This is a genomic window from Achromobacter sp. GQ309 (genome assembly GCF_059759315.1).
This window is the reverse complement of the sequence record NZ_JCAXDP010000001.1, coordinates 1,085,732-1,104,425: the sequence shown is the minus strand read 5'-3', so window position 1 is coordinate 1,104,425 and position 18,694 is coordinate 1,085,732. Positions and strand designations below refer to the sequence as shown.

Below are 18,694 nucleotides of genomic sequence, written 5' to 3'. Positions count from 1 at the left end.
TCCCGTCAGCGTGTCACGACGCTGTCAACAAACGCAGCCAGCTCCCGGTTGAACCTGTCCGCCTCCTCCATGAATGGCGCGTGCCCGGAGGCCGCATAGATCTTGGTGCGCACGTGCGGGTTCAGCGCCCTCGCCCGGTCGATTGACGGCGCCGGCTGTACCAGGGCGTCCTTCGCGCCGTAGATCAGCAGCAAAGGCTTGCGCGCCGAGCGGACGCCGCCCGCCGCCTCGACCGTCATCGATTGCACGGCGGCCTGCATGTCGAAGGACGCCATGGCGGCATTGGCCAGGAGCCGTTGGAACGTGGCGCCATCGGGCGCTTGCGCAAAGCACAGGCCGATGAACTCACGCTCCGCGTCCAGGTGGGTCTTCAGATCCGGCGACACCATGTCCCGGTATAGGGCAGGATGCGGTGCGATCTGCTTGGGATCCAGCTCGATCACACCCCCTACATAGACGGCGCCCGCAATCTGCGCGTCACCGTAAGCGGCAAGGTAGTTGGTCGTCACCGCAGCGCCCAGCGACCAGCCGACGACGACGGGATTTTGCGCGCCGGTCGCCGTGATCACTGCCGCCAGATCGTCCGCCCAGCGCCGGCCATCGGTATACGCCGCCGCGTCCACCGGTTTGCCCGATAGACCGTGACCCCGCAGGTCGTAAGTTATCAGCCGATACCGCTGCAGCGCCGGGCTGGCAAGCTGGGCCTCCCAGTTCAGGTGGCTACCCAGCAACCCGTGTACGAAAACGACCGGCGGACCCGCGGCATTGCCGGCCTCCTGGACGGCGAGGGCCACGCCATCAGGAGCCGTGACGGTGTAGTGCCGGGATTGGGCGTTGGCGGCCACGGAGACTGCCATGAACAAGGCTGCTGCCGCCATATGGCGAAAAAAGGTTCTGCGTTGCATGGATGATGCATCCCGAAGATTGGAGGGAGCGCCAGTTTCAACCCTCACACCTATGTCAAGGTCAAGCACCAATCTGCTACGCTTTCCCGCATGAAAACGCCCCCGCCTCAAACACCCATGTCGATCGGCGAGCTCGCCCGCAAAACCGGCGCAAGCCTGCGTTCGCTGCGCCACTACGACGACCATGGTCTTCTTGCGTCGGCACGGGCGGACAATGGGTATCGCACATTTCCCGCCGCCGCTGTGACTCAGGTCCGGCAAATCCAGCGCCTGATCGCCTCCGGGTTCACGTTGGCGGAGATCCGCGGATTTCCCGATTGCATGCGGCTGATCGAAGGCGCGGCGGCGTGCCCGGAGACGTCCGAGGTGCAGCGCCAGCGGTTGGCATCCGTGGAGCGCCAGATCGCCGACCTCGAGCGCCGCCGCGCTCGCCTGCGACAGATGTTGGAAGATACCGGCAACCCTTCTCCGCCATGATGCGCGCAGAAGTCCCTAACCCGTAGCGCACGCGTTTGCACCGGGATTCCATGTCCACCTTGACGCCCCGCTCCGCTGCCAAGCCCGCGCCGAACTGGTTGCGCTGGCTGCCCGGCCTGGCAATGCTCAAGTCCTATCAGGCAGGTTGGCTGCCCAAGGACGTCGCGGCCGGTCTGGTCCTGACAACCATGCTCGTGCCAGTCGGCATCGCCTATGCCGAAGCCTCTGGCGTTCCGGGTGTGTACGGTCTGTACGCCACCATCATTCCCATGCTGGCGTACGCGCTGTTCGGCCCAAGCCGCATTCTGGTGCTGGGGCCCGACTCCGCATTGGCCGCGCCCATCCTGGCCGTGGTGCTCAGCGTCTCCAATGGGGATCCGATGCGGGCCATCGCCGCGGCCAGCATGATGGCCGTCGTCTCCGGGCTGTTCTGCATCGTGCTGGGCCTGATGCGGCTGGGCTTCATCACCGAGCTGCTGTCCAAGCCGATCCGCTACGGGTACATGAACGGCATCGCGCTGACCGTGCTGGTCAGCCAGTTGCCCAAGCTGTTCGACATCTCCATCGACGACGCCGGCCCTCTGCAGGAAATGCAGCAACTGGCGCTGGCCGTTGCCGACGGGCAGACCCATGGGCCAAGCTTCGCCGTCGGCGCGGCAAGCCTGGCGGTGATTCTGCTGCTCAAACGCTTTGATCGCGTGCCGGGCATTCTGATTGCGGTGATCCTTGCCACGCTGGCGGTCAAGCTTTTCAGCCTGGACGCGCAAGGCGTCAAGGTGCTTGGCGAAATTCCGCAGGGTCTGCCCAGCCTTGCCTGGCCGTGGCTCAGCAACGCCGATCTCGTCAAGATCGTGCTGGGCGGCTGCGCGGTGGCGCTGATTGCGTTTGCCGACACCAGCGTGCTGTCACGCACCTACGCCGCGCGCACCCACACGCGGGTGGATCCGAACCAGGAAATGGTGGGACTGGGCGTGGCGAACCTGGCGGCGGGGTTTTTCCAGGGCTTTCCGATCAGCAGCAGCGCGTCGCGCACGCCGGTGGCCGAAGCAGCCGGCTCGCGCACGCAACTGACCGGCGTCGTCGGCGCGCTGGCCGTGGCCGCGCTGCTGATCGCCGCGCCAAACCTGCTGCGCCACCTGCCCAACAGCGCGCTGGCCGCAGTCGTAATCGCCGCCGCCATCGGCCTTTTCGAGTTCAAGGACCTGCGGCGCATCTACCGCATTCAGCAATGGGAGTTCTGGCTGTCGATGCTGTGCTTTGCCGCGGTCGCCGTTTTTGGGGCAATACCCGGCATCTGCCTTGCGGTCGTCATCGCCGTCATTGAATTCCTATGGGACGGCTGGCGCCCGCACTTCGCGGTGCTGGGCCGCGTGCCGAACCTTCGCGGGTATCACGACCTGAAGCGCTACCCGAATGCCGCACTGATCGACGGACTGGTGCTGTTCCGTTGGGATGCGCCCCTGTTCTTTGCCAACGCCGAGCTCTTCCAGCAGCGCCTCCTGGAAGCCGTGGAGGCATCGCCCTCGCCCGTGCGGCGCGTGGTCGTGGCTGCCGAACCCGTCACGAGCGTCGACGTCACGTCCGCGGACATGCTGCGCGAGCTGTGCGAAACGCTGGCGCGCGAAGGCGTCGCGTTGCACTTCGCGGAGATGAAGGACCCCGTCCGGGATAAGCTCAAACGCTTTGAGCTGTCCCGTCTGTTCAGCGACGACCATTTTCACCCGACGGTCGGCAGCGCGGTGGACGATTATCTGGGGCGGGAAGACCCGTTCCCGGAGCACAGAGAGCACCATCCATGACGCAAAATGCAAATTCCGCGCCGACTCGAAAGACCGGTAGAGCGCGCAACCCCGCAACCAAGGCGGCGCCCGGCGAAGTCGTCCTGCTCTCCAGCGGCAACCCTCAGATACCAAAGGGAGATGGCGACGAACCCGTACAGGCCTACATCGCCGCGATGCCCGGCTGGAAATCGCCTATCGGCAAACGCATCGACGCCTTGGTGGAAGCAGCTGTCCCCGGCGTCGCCAAGGCGGTCAAATGGAATTCGCCTTTCTACGGACGCCCGGGCGAAGGCTGGTTCCTGAGCCTGCACTGCTTCACGAAGTACATCAAGGTGACGTTTTTTCAGGGGGCTGCGCTGCGGCCCATCCCCGCTGGAAAATCGAAGTATCCGCAGGTGCGCTACCTGGACATCCACGAAGGTGCATTCGACGAAGCGCAGTTTTCGGACTGGGTCCGGCAAGCCAGCAACTTGCCGGGCGAAAAGTTGTGAATGGCGCCGTGCCGGGCGACATCAACCCCGGCGACGACGCCGCGCCTGGTACACCTGGAACGGGCCAGGTGCCCTGCCCCGCGTGTCACGGCAGCGGCAGGATCGAGCAAACGCGCTGCGCGACGTGCGGCGGAACGGGCAAAGTGGTGCGCGGCGTCGGCGGCGCGTGACTCGGCGAGTGTCATGCAGAGGGGCCAGGAGGAGCGCTCCTGGCCGCTTCGAACCCGCCCGCAAACGAGCCGGTTTAAGGACGACCCGCGGCTGTGATCACGATCTCCACTCGCCGGTTCTTGGCCCTGCCCTCAGGCGTCGAGTTGCTGGCTACCGGCCGCGCCTCGCCGAACCCCTCCGCGGACACCGAGTTTGGCGATACGCCCTTGGCGATCAGATAACGGGCCACGTTGTCCGCCCGCGCCGATGACAGCTCGAGATTGGAGGGAAACTGCCGCTTCAATGCCGGCCCGATGGGCTCGTTGTCGGTGAACCCTTCGACGACGATCTGCTTGCCTTGCAGATTGGAAAGCGTGGGCGCGATCTTGGCCAGCGTCCTCTCGCCGTTGGAACTTAGGCTCCACCCGCCTTCGGGAAAGAGAATCTCGTTCACCATGGTGACCTTCAACTCGTCCTGCAATTGCGTAATCTGCACTTGGTCGCCGCGTAGTTCGGCCGAGAGCTGCTTATTGAGGGCGGAATACTCGGCTGCCAGTTGCGCCTCTTTGTCGTAGGTCTGCTTGGTCACGCAACCCGAAACCGCCAGCACGACGCACAGCGCCAGGATGGTTTTGTGTAGTCTCATTGCGATTCTCCGTCAGGTTTGTAAGCCAAATAAAAAGAGGCCTCGCCCTTTGTTGGCTTAGGTAATATCCGAAGGCACATCACTCCGATTTCTGCCAGGCAGGAAGCGCGCTAGCAGATTCTCGCAACTACACGCGAAGAATAAGCACAAGTGAATGACGCCACTACTCATATGACGCCAACCCCGGTCCCGCCGGGCACGGTTGCCGGTGTGCAGGGGCCTGCGGCGGAATCAGCCGCCAGTGCGGACTGCGATTATCTGGCCGCCGTCATCTGGCACATCCGCATCCAGATGCAAGCCGGCGCCGTCTCTATCGACACCACGGCCAAGGCGATGGGCACCAGCGTGCGCACCCTGCAACGCGTACTGCGCCGCGACGGCGGCGTCAGCTTTCGTGAGCTGTCCAATACCGCGCGTCTGCGTCGTGCTCAAGACCTACTACGCGAAAGCACCGTTTCCATCACGCAGATCGCCATGGACTCTGGTTATTCCACACCGGCTAATTTTTCCCGGGCGTTCAGGAAAGCGAGCGGCGTCGCGCCGCACGAATACCGGCAGGACGCGATGGCGAGCAGTGTCGCCCCGTGACGATCATCACTCCGCCAACACGGGCCGGCTGATCTCCAGCACCCACTGCACGAACGCCTTCACCGCCGCGGTCGCACGCGCCTGGGGATAGACGATGGAAAGCTGCACCGGCTCGCAGCGCGCATCGGCCAAGACCTCGCGCAGGCGGCCGCTGCGCAGATACGGAGACGCCGCCAGCGCCGATAGTTGAATCAGGCCCAGACCCTCCAGGCCGCAGTGCAGATAGGCCTCGGTCTCGTTGACCGAATAGCGGCTTGGCAACGCCATCGACACGTTTTCACCGTCGACTCGGAACCGCCAGTCCAGCGGCCTGCCGGTGGCGTTGGACAGATAGTTGACCACCCGATGCGCGGGCAACGCTTCCACCGATTTCGGTTCGCCGAAGCGGCCCAGGTATTGGGGCGACGCGCAGGTCACCCATACCAGGTGACCAAGGCTGCGCGCCACGAGCGTGGAATCGGCAAGCTCGCCGCTACGGATGGCGCAGTCGATACCTTCATAGATCAGGTCGGCCGGGCGATCGCTCAGGCCCAGTACGACCTCGACGTCGGAATAACGCGCCTCGAACTCGACCAGCCTTGGCACCACAATCGCGCGGCCAACCACGCCGGGCATGTCGACGCGCACGCGGCCTCGGGGCGCCTGGACCGCGGCGGTAACGTCATTCTCGGCGTCGGCAATATTGGCCAGGATGGCCTGGCACGCCTGCAGATAGCGCGCACCGGCATCGGTCAGGCTCAGGCTGCGCGTGCTGCGATGCAGGAGCGGCGTGCCCAGGTGGGCTTCCAGGTTCTTGATCATCGTCGTGACCGACGACCGAGGCAGCGCCAGCGATTGCGCGGCCTTGGTGAAGCTGCGCGTTTCGACGACCCTGATGAATGCCGCCATCGCTTGAAGTTTGTCCATGAGCCGATCCCGACGATAGAACGTGCGCCGCATGCGGCGGGAAGGTCCCGATATTACCAACGCATATCTGCCGCTATTGCGCGCTGCGGCGCGTTGTGAATTCCGTCACGGCGAACAATGGATGCCCGGCCCGCTCCTACACTGCAAGCCACTTTTTCTGCTTGAGGCATCTCATGATTCAACACAACGCCATCCTCGTTTTGGGCGCGGGCCAGCTCGGCATGGCCGTGCTGCGCAACCTGGCGCCGCGCGTCGTCAAAGGCCAGTTGTCGGTCCTGTTGCGCGCGTCGACCGTCGCTTCCAACGATCCCGCCAAGCAGCGCGATCTTGCCGAGCTGCGTGGGCTGGCCGTCGGCATCATCGAGGGCGACCTTGCCCAGCAATCCACGGAGGCGCTCGCAGCCACCTTCCGCCGCTACGATACGGTCGTCTCATGCACGGGCTTTGTCGGCGGACCCGGCGTTCAACGCAAGATCGCCCGCGCTGCGCTGGACGCGCGCGTCAAGCGCTTTGTGCCTTGGCAGTTTGGCGTGGACTACGACGCCATCGGCCGGGGCAGCCCGCAGGACCTGTTCGATGAGCAGCTTGATGTGCGCGACATGCTGCGCGCCCAGCGCAACACTGAATGGATCATCGTATCGACGGGCATGTTCACGAGCTTTTTGTTCGAACCCGCGTTCGGTGTGGTGGATCTGGCCGCCAACACGGTGAACGCGCTGGGAAGCCTGGACAATGCGGTCACGCTGACCACGGCCGAAGACATTGGCGCGCTGACCGCCGAGATCCTGTTCACACAGCCCCGCATCGCCAACCAGGTCGTGCATGTCGCGGGCGACACCGTCACGTACCGGGCGGTCGCGGATACCTTGGACCGCCTGCTGGAGCGCAAGGTCACGCGGCGCGAATGGCCGGTGCCGGAGCTGCTGCGCGCACTGGCGGCCGAACCTGACGACGCGATGCGCAAGTATCGCGCAGTGTTCGCGCAGGCCCGTGGCGTGGCGTGGGACAAAGCACAGACCTTCAATGCCCAGCGCGGCATTGCCGTTTGCACTGCCGAACAATGGCTTCATTTGCACCAGGACAGATTCCGTTCTTTGCGGCCCTGAACCCAATATCCGAAACTCTTATATCTGAAATGACCGTAAACCTATAGTTCTTTAGAACCCGTTGACATAAAGAGGGGCATTGCCGATGATGCGGAAGGCCGCAAGCGCTGGGCCGCCATAAGCACAACACCGCGCTCGCGCTGCGGGACGCGGCAACCAGAGAGGCAAGCCATGGAGACAACCCCACGCAACCCCGCACGGCGCCGCCTGTTGGCCGGCAGCGCCAGCGCCCTGGCCGCGGCCGGTCTGGGCGCCAGCGGCATCGCGCGCGCCAGCGATGCGCCCGCCAAACCCGCCGCCGCGGCGCCCGCAGCGAAACCGGCCGCCGCATCCACGGCCAAACCCCTGCCGCCTTACGCGGCCTGGAAAGACGCCGACAGCGTCATCGTGCACAGCGCCAACACGATCGAAACGCGCCGCAGCGCGTTTGGCGACGGCATCATCACGCCGTCGCGCCAGCTCTACGTCCGCAACAACCTGCCGCCGCCGGACGCGGCCATCCTGGACGATCGGGACGGCTGGAAGGTCGAGATCCAGGGCGTCAAGCAGCCGCGCACGCTGACCGTGGGCGACCTGAAGACGCTGGGCGTGGAATCGATCGCGACGGTGCTGCAGTGCTCGGGCAATGGGCGCGGCTTCTTTCCCCACAAGCCCAGCGGCACGCCGTGGGAAGTGGGTGCGGCAGGCTGCGTGATGTGGACGGGCGTGCCGGTGCGCACGCTCGTGGAATACCTGGGCGGCCTTGATGGCACGCCCGCCTTCATGACCGGCACCGGCGGCGAAGTGCTGCCGGAAGGCCTGGATCCGAAATCGCTGCTGGTGGAACGCTCGGTGCCGCGCGAGGCCATGCAGGACGCCATGCTGGCCTGGGAGATGAACGGCGAGCCGCTGTCACTGGCCCACGGCGGCCCGTTGCGGCTGATCGTGCCGGGCTATACCGGCGTGAACAACGTCAAGTACATCAAGCGGCTGGCGTTCACCGCCGAACAAAGCCCCGCAAAGATCCAGCAGACCGGCTATCGCCTGACGCCGATGGACGCCAAGCCGAGTCCCGACCAACCCTCGGTCTGGGCGATGGAACCCAAGTCGTGGATCAACGCACCGGGCGCAAATGGTCAGGCCGTGAAGGCCGGACGCGTGGTGGTGCGGGGTGTTGCCTTTGGGGGCATGCATGAGGTCAAGCGCGTGGACGTGTCCATCGATGGCGGCAAGACCTGGAAGCAGGCCGCGCTGATCGGACCGGATCTTGGCAAATATGCATGGCGTCAGTTCGCGCTGCCGGTGGAACTGACAGCGGGCCAGCACATGCTGGTCAGCCGCGTCGAAGACACGCAGGGCAACGTGCAGGTGGAGAACCGGTTCGAGAACGCGCCGGGCTACATCAACAGCAGTTGGCGCGACCACGGTCTGGCCATCAACGTGTCTTGAGGATGGCGGAATCGATGCAAAGCCGTTTCTTCAAGCCGAACCCCGCATCCCGCCGCCTGATCGGGCGGCGGACGCGCAACCTCTGCGCGGCGGGCCTGTCGTTGATTGCGGGCGCCACGGCGTGGGCGGCGGAACCGCCCAATGCCGAGGCGGGCCGCGCCTTGTTCCTGAAGTCGACAACCCCCGCCTGTGCCGTCTGCCATACGCTGGCCGACGCCGGCGCGGCCGGGACCATCGGGCCCAACCTCGACGAACTGAAACCCGACGCCAATCGCGTCACGCAGGCCGTGCGCAACGGGATCGGCGTCATGCCGGCATTCGAAGCGTTAAGTGACGCGGACGTGCAGGCATTGGCGCAGTATGTGTCGGGCGCCACCGGCGCGCAGTAGCCGGCCCGCAAACCATCACAGGAAGACCGCCGGGCAGCCTTTGCGCTGCCCGGTGTCTCTGCGCGCATCGGGACCCCGGTGGCGGTCATGTTAGGCTTTTCGCCGGCCGATCTTCCGGCCTCAATCACTCCGCTGACGAATCCTCCATGACGCTCCGACCGCTTGCATTGCTGTTTGCCGCGCTTGCCCTGTCGCCTGGTCTGCAGGCTCAAACCGCGTCTAACGCAGCTGCCTGGACGCCCGCCGGCCCCACGGCATGCCGCTTTTCGGGCTGGACGACCAATGCCAAGCCCGCCATCCCCGTGCGCGCGTCGGCATCAGCCAGCGCCAAGCAGCTCGGCGCGCTGCCGACCACGCGCGGCGACAGCCCGGATCCCGAAGTCGACCTCTACAGCGTGACCTTCGAGGTGACGGAGGCGCGTGACGGCTGGCTGAAGATCAGGAACGCCAGCGACGCCATGAGCGGCAGTGACCGCAGCCCGCCGCGGCCCGTCTATCAGGGTGAAGGCTGGATCGCCGCCGGGGATGCGCAAGTCGGCATCCAGTCGGCGCGGGGATATGCCCGCCCGGACGCCGGCAGCGAACGGTTGCTGGACCTGGGCAGCGACTGGTTGACCGAGCGCGCCACCTTGCGCGGCATCGTCGCGTGCGACGGCGAATGGCTGCTTTTGGATTACGAGATGCGCCACAGCGCAACATTTGAACTGCTGGCCGAGAAGGACCGCACGCGCGGACGCGCCTGGTTTCGCGGCGTGTGCGCGTCGTCCGAGACGACTTGCGACATGCGGTCGGTCGACCAATAGCGCGCGCTACGGCTGTTCCAGCGGCCACACTTCCACGACGCCGTGCGCCACGGCACACGGCGTGCGAGACACCTTTTCGATCGCGTCGGCCAAATCAATCGCTTCGATAACCGCAAAACCCGCGAGCGGCAGCGGCGCGTTCATGTAGGGTCCCTGCAACGTCTCGACACCTGCCGCGTCCGGATTCCGCACCTGCACCGGCGTTCCCGCGACGCCCATCAGCACGCCCGCGTGCTGCAACGCGGCATCATGCGCATGAGCAGAATCGCGTATGGCTTTGTTTGTGCGGTCATAGCCGTGCTGATCGCCATAACCGATCGTGATGAACATGGGCATGGTCTTCTCCTTTGACGTGGCTGGCGCGCGGCGCCCGTCACGAAGGTTTTAACACTGCGCGAATGCCTGCCTGTCCGGTCGCCGTGCGGCCGCAGGCGCTGCGCAACCCGTTCAGCATTTCCCGTCCGCCCCGGTCTGATCCACCCTTGACACGCTACCGACCAACTAGTAGATTGGCCCATCGCTCAGCCCACCCAGACGCCCATGCTCCCTTCCCCAATCGCCTCGCCCGGCGCGGTCAGAACCGACGATGCCAGGGATGCATACCGCACTGAACGCGTGGGCGCCCACTTGCGCGCAGATCGCGTCGCGCGCACGCCGCCGACGCCGTTCCAACGCCTTTACGCCGCGCGAGCATTGCCCCTGGCGGCCGATGCGGCGCACCGCCCCCGGGTGCCCGCGGATCACAACCTGACGCCGCCCGCGGACCTGCTGCACGACGATTACACGGCGCACTGCCTGAAGCTTGCCGTCCAGGCGTTTCATGCGCAGCTGGCAAGGCTGGACGCACGGACGGCAGCGGCGAATCAAGCCGTGAAAGACGAACAGACCCGCCTTGAAGCGCGCGCTGAAGCGGAGCACGATCTGGGCACGATCGACGCGCTGCTGCTGCTCCAGTCATATCGGAATGCCGCCGGGATTCCCGCCGTGCTGGCGCCCGCGCTGCCAGCCGTAACGGGCGCGCCGCCGCTGACAGTTGCACCGGTTGCCGCGGCCGCCAAGACACGGGGCGCAACGGAACATGCCGGCCTCGCCGACAACCCGCCCCGCAGGCCGCGCAAGCCCATCCCCGACGATCTCTCCTGATAGCCGCCATGCTCGAACTCCCCCACACCGCCCTGATCGAAGGCAACGTCATCCGCTGGGGCAAGCTCGGCAACGGTCCCCCGCTGGTCGCCATCCATGGCACGCCGTTTTCATCGCAGGTGTGGCGCAGGATCATCCCGCTGCTCGCCGACCGCAGAACCGTCTATTACTTTGATTTGGCGGGCTACGGCGCCTCCGAGATGCGGGACGGCCAAGACGTGTCGCTGGGTGTGCAGAACCGGATACTGGCGGCGCTGTTCAAGGAATGGGACCTGGATCGCCCCGATGTCCTTGCCCACGATTTCGGCGGTGCGACGGCGCTGCGCGCGTATTACCTGAACGGACTGCGCTACGCATCGCTGACGATCTTCGATGCGGTGGCGCTGGCACCGTGGGGTTCGCCTTTCGTGAAGCATGTCCGCCAGCACGAGGCCGCGTTCTCGGGCATGCCGGACTACATGCACCGCGCACTGTTGAAAGCCTATCTGCAGACCGCCGCGCACAATCCGTTATCGGAAGAGGCGCTGGACGTGTACAGCCGCCCGTGGCTGGGCCCCGTCGGACAGCCGGCGTTCTACCGGCAGATCGCGCAAATGGATCAGAAGTACACGGACGAGGTGCAGGGCTTGTACGGTCGCATGGATTGCCTGGTGCAAGTGCTGTGGGGCGAACAGGACGCGTGGATCCCGCACGAGCGCGGTGCGACCCTGGCGGCACTGATATCGGACCGGCCGCTGATATCCGTGCCGAATGCCGGTCACCTTGTGCAGGAAGACCGGCCCGAAGCCATCGTGGCCGCAGTGTTCAGGCAGCTTGGAGCAGTGATTTAGTGTACGGATGGCTCGGGCTATCCCAAACCTGCTTCCGCGCGCCCGCTTCCACGATTCTGCCTTCACGCATGACCAGGATTCGATCCGCGATGTAGCGGATTACCGCCAAGTCATGCGAGATGAACAGATAGGACAGCCCAAAGGCTTCTTTCAGTTCCGCCAGCAGATTCAGAATCTGGGATTGGATGGACACATCCAGGGCGGACACGGGTTCATCCAGAATCAGGAACGATGGTCGCAGGATCAAGGCGCGCGCGATGCCGATGCGCTGACGCTGTCCACCCGAGAATTCGTGCGGGTAGCGATGGCTGGCGGACGCGGGCAGGCCAACACGCTCAAGCGTCTCGGCAATGCGCGCGGCGCGTTCTGCCTTGCGCGACACGCCGTGCAGCGACAGCACCGCATCCAGGATGTCGAAGACAGTCCGCCGTGGGTTAAGCGAGCCGTAGGGATCCTGAAACACCATCTGCATCCGGCTGCGCCACGGCTTGACCTGCCTTTCCGACATCGCGGTAAGGTCCGCACCATCAAACACGATGCGGCCGGCCGACTGAGGAATCAGCCGCAGCAACGTGCGCGACAACGTTGACTTGCCGCACCCCGACTCTCCCACCAGCCCTATCGTCTCGCCCCGGCGCAGCTCGAATGACACGTCTTCGACCGCATGGAACATGCTGCCATCGCGTTTGCGGTATGACGTGCGCAGGGACTCGACCTTCAACAAGGGCGCAAGAGCAACGTCACGATGCCCGCCACATGCGGACAGCGCAGGCGTGACCAACGTGATAGCGCGCGCACCGGTGTCCGCGTCGATGCCGTGTCGGATCTCCGGCAGCCGCGTCTGACGGTAGTGAACGTCCTTGCCCGCATGCAGCGATGCGCCAACCAACCCTGCCGTGTAGGGATGTTTGGGCAGCTCGAATATCGCGCCGGCGCGCCCCTCTTCCACCTTTTCTCCATTGAGCATCACCAACACCCGGTCTGCCCATCGGGACACCAGGCCCAGATCGTGCGTGATGAGAATCAGCGCCATCGACAGATCGCGACGCAGCGTGTCCAGCAGCTCCAGAATGTGCGCCTGCACGGTCACGTCCAGCGCGGTGGTGGGTTCGTCGGCAATGAGCAGTTTGGGCGAGCAGGCAACCGCCATGGCGATCATGACGCGCTGGCGCTGCCCGCCGGACAGGTTGTGCGGATAATCGTCGTGCCGCCTGCCGGGTTCCGGAATTCTGACCAGATCCAGCAGCTCGATGGCACGGGCACGCGCCGCCGCCGCGGACAGCCCGTGATGGCGGCGCAGTGTCTCGCCAATCTGTGCGCCGACCGTGTGCACCGGATTCAAAGAGGTCATCGGCTCTTGGAAAATCATCGACAGGTCGCGCCCACGGATCATGCGTAGCGACGCCTCGGGCAAGCCGGCCAGGTTGCGCCCTTGCAGCACGATATCTCCGCTTACCGAGGCCTGCGGGGCAAGCAATCCCGACAACGCTAGCGCCGTGGTGGACTTCCCGCAGCCGGATTCGCCGACGATCGCCAGCGTTTCTCCCTGCGCGACCGAAAAGGACAGTTGCTTGACGGCGTGATGGCTGCCGCGGCGACCGCGGAAATGAACATCAAGCCCGCGCACTTCCAGCAGTGCGGCGGCGTCGCTGGGCGTGGCAGTTCGAAGTGTGGAAATCATGCGCGTGCCGCCAGTCTGGGATTGAATGCGTCGTTGATCGCATCTCCCACCAAATTCAGCGCCAGCACCGTCAGCACGATGGCCACGCCTGGCACCGCGGACAGGTACCACGCGGTGCGCAACATTTCGCGCCCCTCTCCGATCATGCTGCCCCACGACACGGCGTTGGGATCGCCCAGCCCCAGGAACGACAGCGCCGATTCCATGAGGATTGCAGTGGCCACGAGCACGGACGTCGTCACGATGACCGGCGGCAAGGCATTGGGCAGGATCTCGCGGAAAATGACCCAGGCGTTGCCGAACCCCTGGCTGCGCGCCGCCAGTACAAATTCGGATTCGCGCAGCGTGCGGAACTCGGCGCGCACCAGCCGCGCGGTCACGGGCCAGCATGCCGATCCAATCGCCAGCAGGATGAGCCAGACAGACGGCTGGCCTATCGTCACGATGACGATGACGAACAGGAACGTCGGCACGGTCTGCACCAACTCTGTAAAGCGAACCAACACGTCGTCGACCCAGCCACCGTAATAGCCCGAAATGGCGCCGACCAGAATGCCGATCGTCAGGCTGATGACGGCCGCCACGGCGCCAACCGACAGCGAGAGGCGCGCGCCATGTGCCAGACCCGCAGCAACGTCACGCCCCAGCGAATCCGTGCCAAGCAGAAAGGCGGCGTCCTGGCCGGGCCACGCCAGGGCCGGCCCGACCATGTCCTGCGGATCACCGGGAAACAACACCGGCGCGAACACGGCCACCAGCACCGCGGAAAGCAGGATAGTGAGGCCGGCCAATGCTGCGGGATCGCGCAGAAATCCCCCCCAGGCGGCGCGCCATCTGCCCGGATCGCGGGCGGATGCGGAGAGGTGGGTGTTCTGGCGCATAGGGCCAGTGCGAGATTGTTCGATAGCGTCGTTCATCGTGTCGTTTCGAGAAAATGCAGGCTCATGGCCCGTGTCAGCGAACCTGGATTCGCGGGTCCAGCGCGGCCTGCAGCAAGTCCACCACCATGTTGACCACGATCACCAGCAAGGAGGAGCAGAACAGGATGCCCAACAGCACCGGATAGTCGCGCGCAAGAATAGATTCCAGCACCAAGCTGCCCAGGCCCGGCCAATTGAATACGGTCTCGATCACCGTCGCGCCGCCCAGCAATGCGCCGAAGTGCATGCCGATCAGCGTCGTGACCGGAATCAATGCATTGCGCAGCACATGGCGCACCGTGATGACCGCCGGCGACAAGCCTTTGGACCTGGCCGTGCGCACGAAATCCTGCTTGCTGACTTCCAGCATCGCTGCACGGGTCAGCCGCGAAAACACCGCTAGATAGAGACCTGCTGTCGTCAGCATCGGTAGCAGCAGATGCCGCGCCTTGTCGGCCACCGCGTCCCAACCCGACAGCCCCGCTCCGATGGTGTGGCTGCCACTGGTCGGCAGCCAACCCAGCGTGACCGCGAACAGCACGATCGCCATCAAGCCCAGCCAGAACGTCGGCGTGGAATACAACAGCAGGACCAGCACTGAGATCAGTTTGTCCTGCCAGCGCCCGGCATACAGCGACATCAGCACGCCCAGCACCACGCCGGTTAATGTAGCCAGCAACAGCGCCGCCCCCATCAGCAGCAAGGTATTGCCGAGGCGATCGAGAATGAGTGTGGTGACGGGCAGATTGTGGCGGGCCGACATGCCCAGATCGAAATGAGCGAGGTGCGACAGATAGTTGCTCAACCGCTCACCCATCGACAGATCCAGGCCGAAGTGGCGTTGCAGTTGCGCCAGGCTCTCGGCCGTGGCCCCGCCGGATTCCGCCGCCACGACGTCCGCGGCGTTGCCCGGCACCCATTCCAGCAACAGGAAGTTAAGAATGATGATGCCCAGCACGGTCGGAATGGCCTGGAGGGCATTCCTGCGAAACACGGCCAGCAGTCTGGACAGCTGGGCGCCGTTGAAGTTGCTCATAGCGATGCACAGGTTCGCAGCCGCCTGCCGCAAACGTGTCTGTTGAATCCGAATAATCGTCAAGCTCGGCATTGTCGCGATCGGCTTGCGACGCCGGCAACGAAGAATATCGAATTAGCAAACGCGGCGGCCGACTATCGGGATAAGTAAATAAGACGCCAATCGTTGTTGTGCGTGGCAAAGCGGTTCAACATTTCGCCCTCTCAATTCTTCAAATATCGAGCGCCGGCACAAGCGCGGCATTCTTAAAAAGGGCAGATATGCAGTCGAAGACAATGCGCCGGTTGGCGATGATGCTGGCGTGGATTCCCGCCGCGGCAAGCGTGGCGGTGCACGCGCAAAACGCACAGCAGCCGCAGCCTGGAGGCACGCTCACCTTCCTGATGGCGCAGGAACCCACCGCGCTGGTGTCGCTGGTCAATCCGAAGGTCGAGAACCGCAACGTCAGCGCAAAGATCACGGAAGGTCTGCTGCGCTATGACCTGCAGTTCAAACCGCAACCGCTCCTGGCCACCGAATGGAACATCACCGACGACGGCCTGCGTTACACGTTCAAGCTGCGCACCGGTGTCAAGTTTCACAACGGAACGGACTTCACCTCGGCCGACGTCAAATACTCGATCCTGAAGCAGCGCGAGATCGGCCCGCGCGGCCGAATCACGTTCGCCAACGTCCAGGATGTTGAAACCCCCGACCCGCACACGGCGATCATCGTGCTGAGCAAGCCTGCGCCCTATTTGCTGAAGGCGCTGTCGTCCGCGGAGACGCCCATCGTCTCGCAGCAGCGCTATGGCGCGGCGGATCCGCTGGTGCACGACAACAACAACCACCCGATCGGCACAGGTCCGTTCAGGTTCAAGGAATGGTCCAAGGGCAGCTATGTCGTACTGGAAAAGAACCCTGATTACTGGCGCAAAGGGCATCCCTACCTCGACCGCGTGATCTATCGATTTATCAAAAACACGGCATCGATATCGGCGGCCATCGAAACCGGCGAAGCCAACGCGGCGTTGAACGTGGCCGTGTCTGACCTGGATCGCCTGTCGGGCAACCCCAAGCTTGCCATCGACGACACCTACGACGAGTTCCTGAGCAACGTGTTGTTTCTGGAGTTCAACCTGGACAATCCGATCCTGGCGAATCCGAAGGTGCGTCACGCGCTGGCGCATGCCATCGACCGGAATTTCATTGCCAACACCGTCTACTACAAGCGCGCCCGCGTCGTGAATTCGCCGATTCCGTCCATTCTTGCCCAGTATTACGACGACAGCGCCTTCAACTATCCCGTTGACCTTGTGCGCGCCAACACCCTGCTCGATGAAGCCGGCTACCCGCGCAAGGGAAGTGATGGCCGCTTCTCCCTGCGCCTGGCGTTCATGCCGTCGGCCGACTTCAAGCGCACGTCCGAGTACATCCGCGCGGCGTTGAACCGCGTGGGCGTAAAGGTGGAGATTGTCGATGGCGACCTGCCCACATTCATCAACCGGCTCTACAAGGAACGCAGTTTCGATCTGAGTGTGAATGGCCTGGGACGCCTGTTCGATCCCACGGTAGGCGTGCAGCGCTTTTACTGGTCCGACGGCATCAAGAATCCCTTGCCCTTCGTCAACGCGGCGCATTACAACAATCCGCGTGTGGACGACCTGTTCCGCGCCGCCGCCGTCGAAACCGACGATACGCGCCGCGCCGCGACCTTCAAGGAGATCCAGGGCATCGTCGGCAAGGACCTTCCCACGCTTCCGCTGGTGACCGTGCCGTCAACCCTGCAGGTCTATCAGAAGCGTGTCCACAACCTGCACAACAGCGTGGACCTGACCGCCGGAGACTTTTCCGACACGTGGCTGGAACATTGAGAGGAGTCGAACCGTGATCCAACAGCAACGCCCCTCTTTCGCCTACCTGGAAGCGCTGGCGTTCGCGCCTGCGCACGCGCAGGCGCGCGCCCTCGCAACGGGCGAGGTCACCGCCATCGAACTGCTGGACCATGTGCTTGCGCGCATCGACCGGTACAACCCCCAACTGAACGCGGTCATCGCACGCGACGATGAAGGAGCGCGCCAGGCCGCACGCGCGGCCGACGCCGCCCTGGCTCGCGGCGAGCGCAAGCCATTGCTGGGCGTGCCGATCACAGTGAAGGAAAACTTCCACGTCGCTGGCCTCGCGACGTGCGTGGGCAATCCTGACTACGCGCACAACGTCGATACCGTCGACGCGCCGGCCGTCATCGCGCTGCGCGAAGCCGGCGCCGTGCTGATCGGCAAAACAAACGTTCCGCTCTCGCTTGCCGATCTGCAGACCTACAACGCGGTCTATGGCGTCACCCGTAATCCCTGGAATCTGCACCGCTCGCCAGGCGGCTCGTCAGGCGGGTCCGCCGCTGCCATCGCGGCCGGATTCGGCGCATTGGAGCTAGGCACTGACATTGGCGGGTCGATTCGCGTGCCAGCCCATTTCACGGGCGTCTTCGGCCACAAGCCGACATTCGGCCTGGTCTACAACGGCGGCACCGGCGCGCCCTCCGGCAAGCAGACGTTGCGCGATTTGACCGTGGCCGGGCCGCTGGCGCGCAGCGCCGAAGACCTTGAACTGGCGCTGCAACTGCTGCTTAACCGGGATCCTCTGGCAAGCAAGGCATGGCGGGCGACGTTGCCTGCCGCGCGGCACGACGACCTGCGCAAGTTCCGGGTGCTGCTGTTGACGGCCTGGCCCGGGCAGCCTCAGTCCCGGTCCGAACGACTGGTCGAAACGCGGCTGCGACAGGGATTGGGAGCCGCGGGAGTGACCGTGACGCTTCCTGAAGAGACCGCTGGGTTGCTGCCCGATCTGAATGCCGCGCATGTCGTGTACCGCAGTCTGCTGGGCGCGTCGCTGCCACGGCCAACGGGTGCGGCCGCGCAGCCGGCTGACCCGGAAAGCGAAGAGACTGCCGAGACCGCATGGAAGCGCGGCCCGTATCTCTCACACGCGGAGTGGCTGCACAAGCACGAACAACGGCTGCGATTGCGCCAGCAATGGGAGGCATTCTTCGAGCACTTCGATGTGGTGCTAAGTCCGGTATTGCCGGCCACAGCCTTTGCGCACGACCATTCGGAACCCAAGGATGCGCGCAGGTTTCCGGTCGCGTTTGACGAGGGTGTGACGCAGCTTCGCTTTGCGGATCTGTTCAACTGGGCCGGTCTGCCGGTCCTGCCTGGCTTGCCGGCCACCAGCTTTCCGCTGGGCCTGGACGACGACAACCTGCCCATCGGCGCCCAGGCCGTCGGGCCTTATCTGGAAGACCTGACGCCCATCCGCTTCGCCGCCCTGTTCACGGCGCAGCAAGGGGGATTCCAGGCGCCGCCGGGTTTCGCTGACGACGCGCAGCCCGATCGCACAGGCGCCTAGACTGCGCGGGGTTATCCGACGGGAAGAGGT

The 18,694-nt window shown here is 64.6% G+C and carries 19 protein-coding genes; 12 read left to right on the top strand and 7 right to left on the bottom strand.

Annotated features, from left to right (window positions below):
• Positions 1–5: 5 nt before the first annotated feature.
• Positions 6–857: an alpha/beta fold hydrolase gene (locus AC6CIE_RS05120; RefSeq protein WP_498091466.1), complete on the bottom strand. Its 852-nt coding sequence runs from the start codon at positions 855–857 to the stop codon at positions 6–8.
• 138 nt (positions 858–995) lie between these two features.
• Here AC6CIE_RS05120 and AC6CIE_RS05115 point away from each other — a divergent pair, with 138 nt between their 5' ends.
• The 3 genes from AC6CIE_RS05115 to AC6CIE_RS05105 are packed head-to-tail and all read left to right on the top strand — an operon-like array spanning position 996 to position 3,654.
• Positions 996–1,382 (top strand): MerR family transcriptional regulator, encoded by a 387-nt coding sequence (locus AC6CIE_RS05115; protein WP_175121381.1) that lies wholly within the window; start codon positions 996–998, stop codon positions 1,380–1,382.
• 50 nt (positions 1,383–1,432) lie between these two features.
• Positions 1,433–3,181 carry a SulP family inorganic anion transporter gene (locus AC6CIE_RS05110; RefSeq protein WP_498091464.1) on the top strand — a complete coding sequence of 583 codons (1,749 nt, stop codon included), beginning with the start codon at positions 1,433–1,435 and terminating at the stop codon, positions 3,179–3,181.
• A complete protein-coding gene (locus AC6CIE_RS05105; RefSeq protein ID WP_498091462.1) occupies positions 3,178–3,654 on the top strand; it encodes a DUF1801 domain-containing protein in 477 nt (158 codons plus the stop codon). Before AC6CIE_RS05110 ends, AC6CIE_RS05105 begins: the two co-directional genes overlap by 4 nt.
• A gap of 244 nt (positions 3,655–3,898) precedes the next feature.
• Here the strand turns inward: AC6CIE_RS05105 and AC6CIE_RS05100 are convergent, their stop codons facing one another.
• Positions 3,899–4,450 (bottom strand): OmpA/MotB family protein, encoded by a 552-nt coding sequence (locus AC6CIE_RS05100; RefSeq protein ID WP_175121378.1) that lies wholly within the window; start codon positions 4,448–4,450, stop codon positions 3,899–3,901.
• Between the two features lie 150 nt (positions 4,451–4,600).
• Here AC6CIE_RS05100 and AC6CIE_RS05095 point away from each other — a divergent pair, with 150 nt between their 5' ends.
• Positions 4,601–5,038, top strand: coding sequence for a helix-turn-helix domain-containing protein (locus AC6CIE_RS05095; protein ID WP_343738993.1), 438 nt, complete (start codon positions 4,601–4,603; stop codon positions 5,036–5,038).
• Positions 5,039–5,044: 6 nt separating this feature from the next.
• On the opposite strand, the gene AC6CIE_RS05090 is transcribed toward AC6CIE_RS05095, so the two are convergent.
• A complete protein-coding gene (locus AC6CIE_RS05090) occupies positions 5,045–5,944 on the bottom strand; it encodes a LysR family transcriptional regulator (protein ID WP_498091460.1) in 900 nt (299 codons plus the stop codon).
• Positions 5,945–6,117: 173 nt separating this feature from the next.
• Here AC6CIE_RS05090 and AC6CIE_RS05085 point away from each other — a divergent pair, with 173 nt between their 5' ends.
• From AC6CIE_RS05085 to AC6CIE_RS05070, 4 genes are all read left to right on the top strand, one after another.
• Entirely contained in the window at positions 6,118–7,050 is a 933-nt protein-coding gene (locus tag AC6CIE_RS05085; protein WP_498091458.1) for an aromatic alcohol reductase, read from the top strand.
• A 171-nt stretch (positions 7,051–7,221) separates the two neighbouring features.
• Positions 7,222–8,478 carry a SorT family sulfite dehydrogenase catalytic subunit gene (sorT, locus tag AC6CIE_RS05080; protein ID WP_498091457.1) on the top strand — a complete coding sequence of 419 codons (1,257 nt, stop codon included), beginning with the start codon at positions 7,222–7,224 and terminating at the stop codon, positions 8,476–8,478.
• 14 nt (positions 8,479–8,492) lie between these two features.
• Positions 8,493–8,867, top strand: coding sequence for a SorU family sulfite dehydrogenase c-type cytochrome subunit (gene sorU / locus AC6CIE_RS05075; RefSeq protein WP_255595805.1), 375 nt, complete (start codon positions 8,493–8,495; stop codon positions 8,865–8,867).
• Between the two features lie 146 nt (positions 8,868–9,013).
• Complete coding sequence (locus AC6CIE_RS05070) at positions 9,014–9,670, top strand: hypothetical protein (RefSeq protein WP_498091455.1); 657 nt, start codon at positions 9,014–9,016, stop codon at positions 9,668–9,670.
• Between the two features lie 6 nt (positions 9,671–9,676).
• Here AC6CIE_RS05070 and AC6CIE_RS05065 read toward each other — a convergent pair whose 3' ends face one another.
• The gene (locus AC6CIE_RS05065; protein ID WP_239212766.1) at positions 9,677–10,006 is read right to left on the bottom strand and encodes a YciI family protein; all 330 of its coding nucleotides are present in this window, start codon (positions 10,004–10,006) and stop codon (positions 9,677–9,679) included.
• Between the two features lie 204 nt (positions 10,007–10,210).
• On the opposite strand from AC6CIE_RS05065, the gene AC6CIE_RS05060 reads away from it, so the two are divergent.
• Both AC6CIE_RS05060 and AC6CIE_RS05055 read left to right on the top strand, forming a co-directional pair.
• Positions 10,211–10,813 carry a hypothetical protein gene (locus AC6CIE_RS05060; protein WP_498091453.1) on the top strand — a complete coding sequence of 201 codons (603 nt, stop codon included), beginning with the start codon at positions 10,211–10,213 and terminating at the stop codon, positions 10,811–10,813.
• Positions 10,814–10,821: 8 nt separating this feature from the next.
• Positions 10,822–11,643, top strand: coding sequence for an alpha/beta fold hydrolase (locus AC6CIE_RS05055; RefSeq protein ID WP_498091451.1), 822 nt, complete (start codon positions 10,822–10,824; stop codon positions 11,641–11,643).
• Here the strand turns inward: AC6CIE_RS05055 and AC6CIE_RS05050 are convergent.
• The 3 genes from AC6CIE_RS05050 to AC6CIE_RS05040 form a co-directional block, all read right to left on the bottom strand.
• Complete coding sequence (locus AC6CIE_RS05050; RefSeq protein ID WP_498091557.1) at positions 11,618–13,324, bottom strand: ABC transporter ATP-binding protein; 1,707 nt, start codon at positions 13,322–13,324, stop codon at positions 11,618–11,620. The genes AC6CIE_RS05055 and AC6CIE_RS05050 overlap by 26 nt on opposite strands.
• The gene (locus AC6CIE_RS05045) at positions 13,321–14,205 is read right to left on the bottom strand and encodes an ABC transporter permease (protein ID WP_498091449.1); all 885 of its coding nucleotides are present in this window, start codon (positions 14,203–14,205) and stop codon (positions 13,321–13,323) included. The genes AC6CIE_RS05050 and AC6CIE_RS05045 overlap by 4 nt, the downstream gene beginning before the upstream one ends.
• Before the next feature lie 73 nt (positions 14,206–14,278).
• Positions 14,279–15,280, bottom strand: a complete 1,002-nt coding sequence (locus tag AC6CIE_RS05040; RefSeq protein ID WP_175121366.1) for an ABC transporter permease — start codon at positions 15,278–15,280, stop codon at positions 14,279–14,281.
• Positions 15,281–15,540: 260 nt separating this feature from the next.
• On the opposite strand from AC6CIE_RS05040, the gene AC6CIE_RS05035 reads away from it, so the two are divergent.
• Positions 15,541–17,133 (top strand): ABC transporter substrate-binding protein, encoded by a 1,593-nt coding sequence (locus AC6CIE_RS05035; protein ID WP_498091447.1) that lies wholly within the window; start codon positions 15,541–15,543, stop codon positions 17,131–17,133.
• A gap of 13 nt (positions 17,134–17,146) precedes the next feature.
• Positions 17,147–18,664, top strand: a complete 1,518-nt coding sequence (locus AC6CIE_RS05030; RefSeq protein WP_498091445.1) for an amidase — start codon at positions 17,147–17,149, stop codon at positions 18,662–18,664.
• Positions 18,665–18,694: the final 30 nt, after the last annotated feature.

Excerpts from the sequence above, each read along its gene's own strand:
- AC6CIE_RS05120 (WP_498091466.1), bottom strand. The coding sequence starts at position 857 with ATGGCAGTCTCCGTGGCCGCCAACGCCCAATCCCGGCACTACACCGTC.
- AC6CIE_RS05115 (WP_175121381.1), top strand. The coding sequence starts at position 996 with ATGAAAACGCCCCCGCCTCAAACACCCATGTCGATCGGCGAGCTCGCC.
- AC6CIE_RS05110 (WP_498091464.1), top strand. The coding sequence starts at position 1,433 with ATGTCCACCTTGACGCCCCGCTCCGCTGCCAAGCCCGCGCCGAACTGG.
- AC6CIE_RS05105 (WP_498091462.1), top strand. The coding sequence starts at position 3,178 with ATGACGCAAAATGCAAATTCCGCGCCGACTCGAAAGACCGGTAGAGCG.
- AC6CIE_RS05100 (WP_175121378.1), bottom strand. The coding sequence starts at position 4,450 with ATGAGACTACACAAAACCATCCTGGCGCTGTGCGTCGTGCTGGCGGTT.
- AC6CIE_RS05090 (WP_498091460.1), bottom strand. The coding sequence starts at position 5,944 with ATGGACAAACTTCAAGCGATGGCGGCATTCATCAGGGTCGTCGAAACG.
- AC6CIE_RS05085 (WP_498091458.1), top strand. The coding sequence starts at position 6,118 with ATGATTCAACACAACGCCATCCTCGTTTTGGGCGCGGGCCAGCTCGGC.
- sorT (WP_498091457.1), top strand. The coding sequence starts at position 7,222 with ATGGAGACAACCCCACGCAACCCCGCACGGCGCCGCCTGTTGGCCGGC.
- sorU (WP_255595805.1), top strand. The coding sequence starts at position 8,493 with ATGCAAAGCCGTTTCTTCAAGCCGAACCCCGCATCCCGCCGCCTGATC.
- AC6CIE_RS05070 (WP_498091455.1), top strand. The coding sequence starts at position 9,014 with ATGACGCTCCGACCGCTTGCATTGCTGTTTGCCGCGCTTGCCCTGTCG.
- AC6CIE_RS05065 (WP_239212766.1), bottom strand. The coding sequence starts at position 10,006 with ATGCCCATGTTCATCACGATCGGTTATGGCGATCAGCACGGCTATGAC.
- AC6CIE_RS05060 (WP_498091453.1), top strand. The coding sequence starts at position 10,211 with ATGCTCCCTTCCCCAATCGCCTCGCCCGGCGCGGTCAGAACCGACGAT.
- AC6CIE_RS05055 (WP_498091451.1), top strand. The coding sequence starts at position 10,822 with ATGCTCGAACTCCCCCACACCGCCCTGATCGAAGGCAACGTCATCCGC.
- AC6CIE_RS05050 (WP_498091557.1), bottom strand. The coding sequence starts at position 13,324 with ATGATTTCCACACTTCGAACTGCCACGCCCAGCGACGCCGCCGCACTG.
- AC6CIE_RS05045 (WP_498091449.1), bottom strand. The coding sequence starts at position 14,205 with ATGCGCCAGAACACCCACCTCTCCGCATCCGCCCGCGATCCGGGCAGA.
- AC6CIE_RS05040 (WP_175121366.1), bottom strand. The coding sequence starts at position 15,280 with ATGAGCAACTTCAACGGCGCCCAGCTGTCCAGACTGCTGGCCGTGTTT.
- AC6CIE_RS05035 (WP_498091447.1), top strand. The coding sequence starts at position 15,541 with ATGCAGTCGAAGACAATGCGCCGGTTGGCGATGATGCTGGCGTGGATT.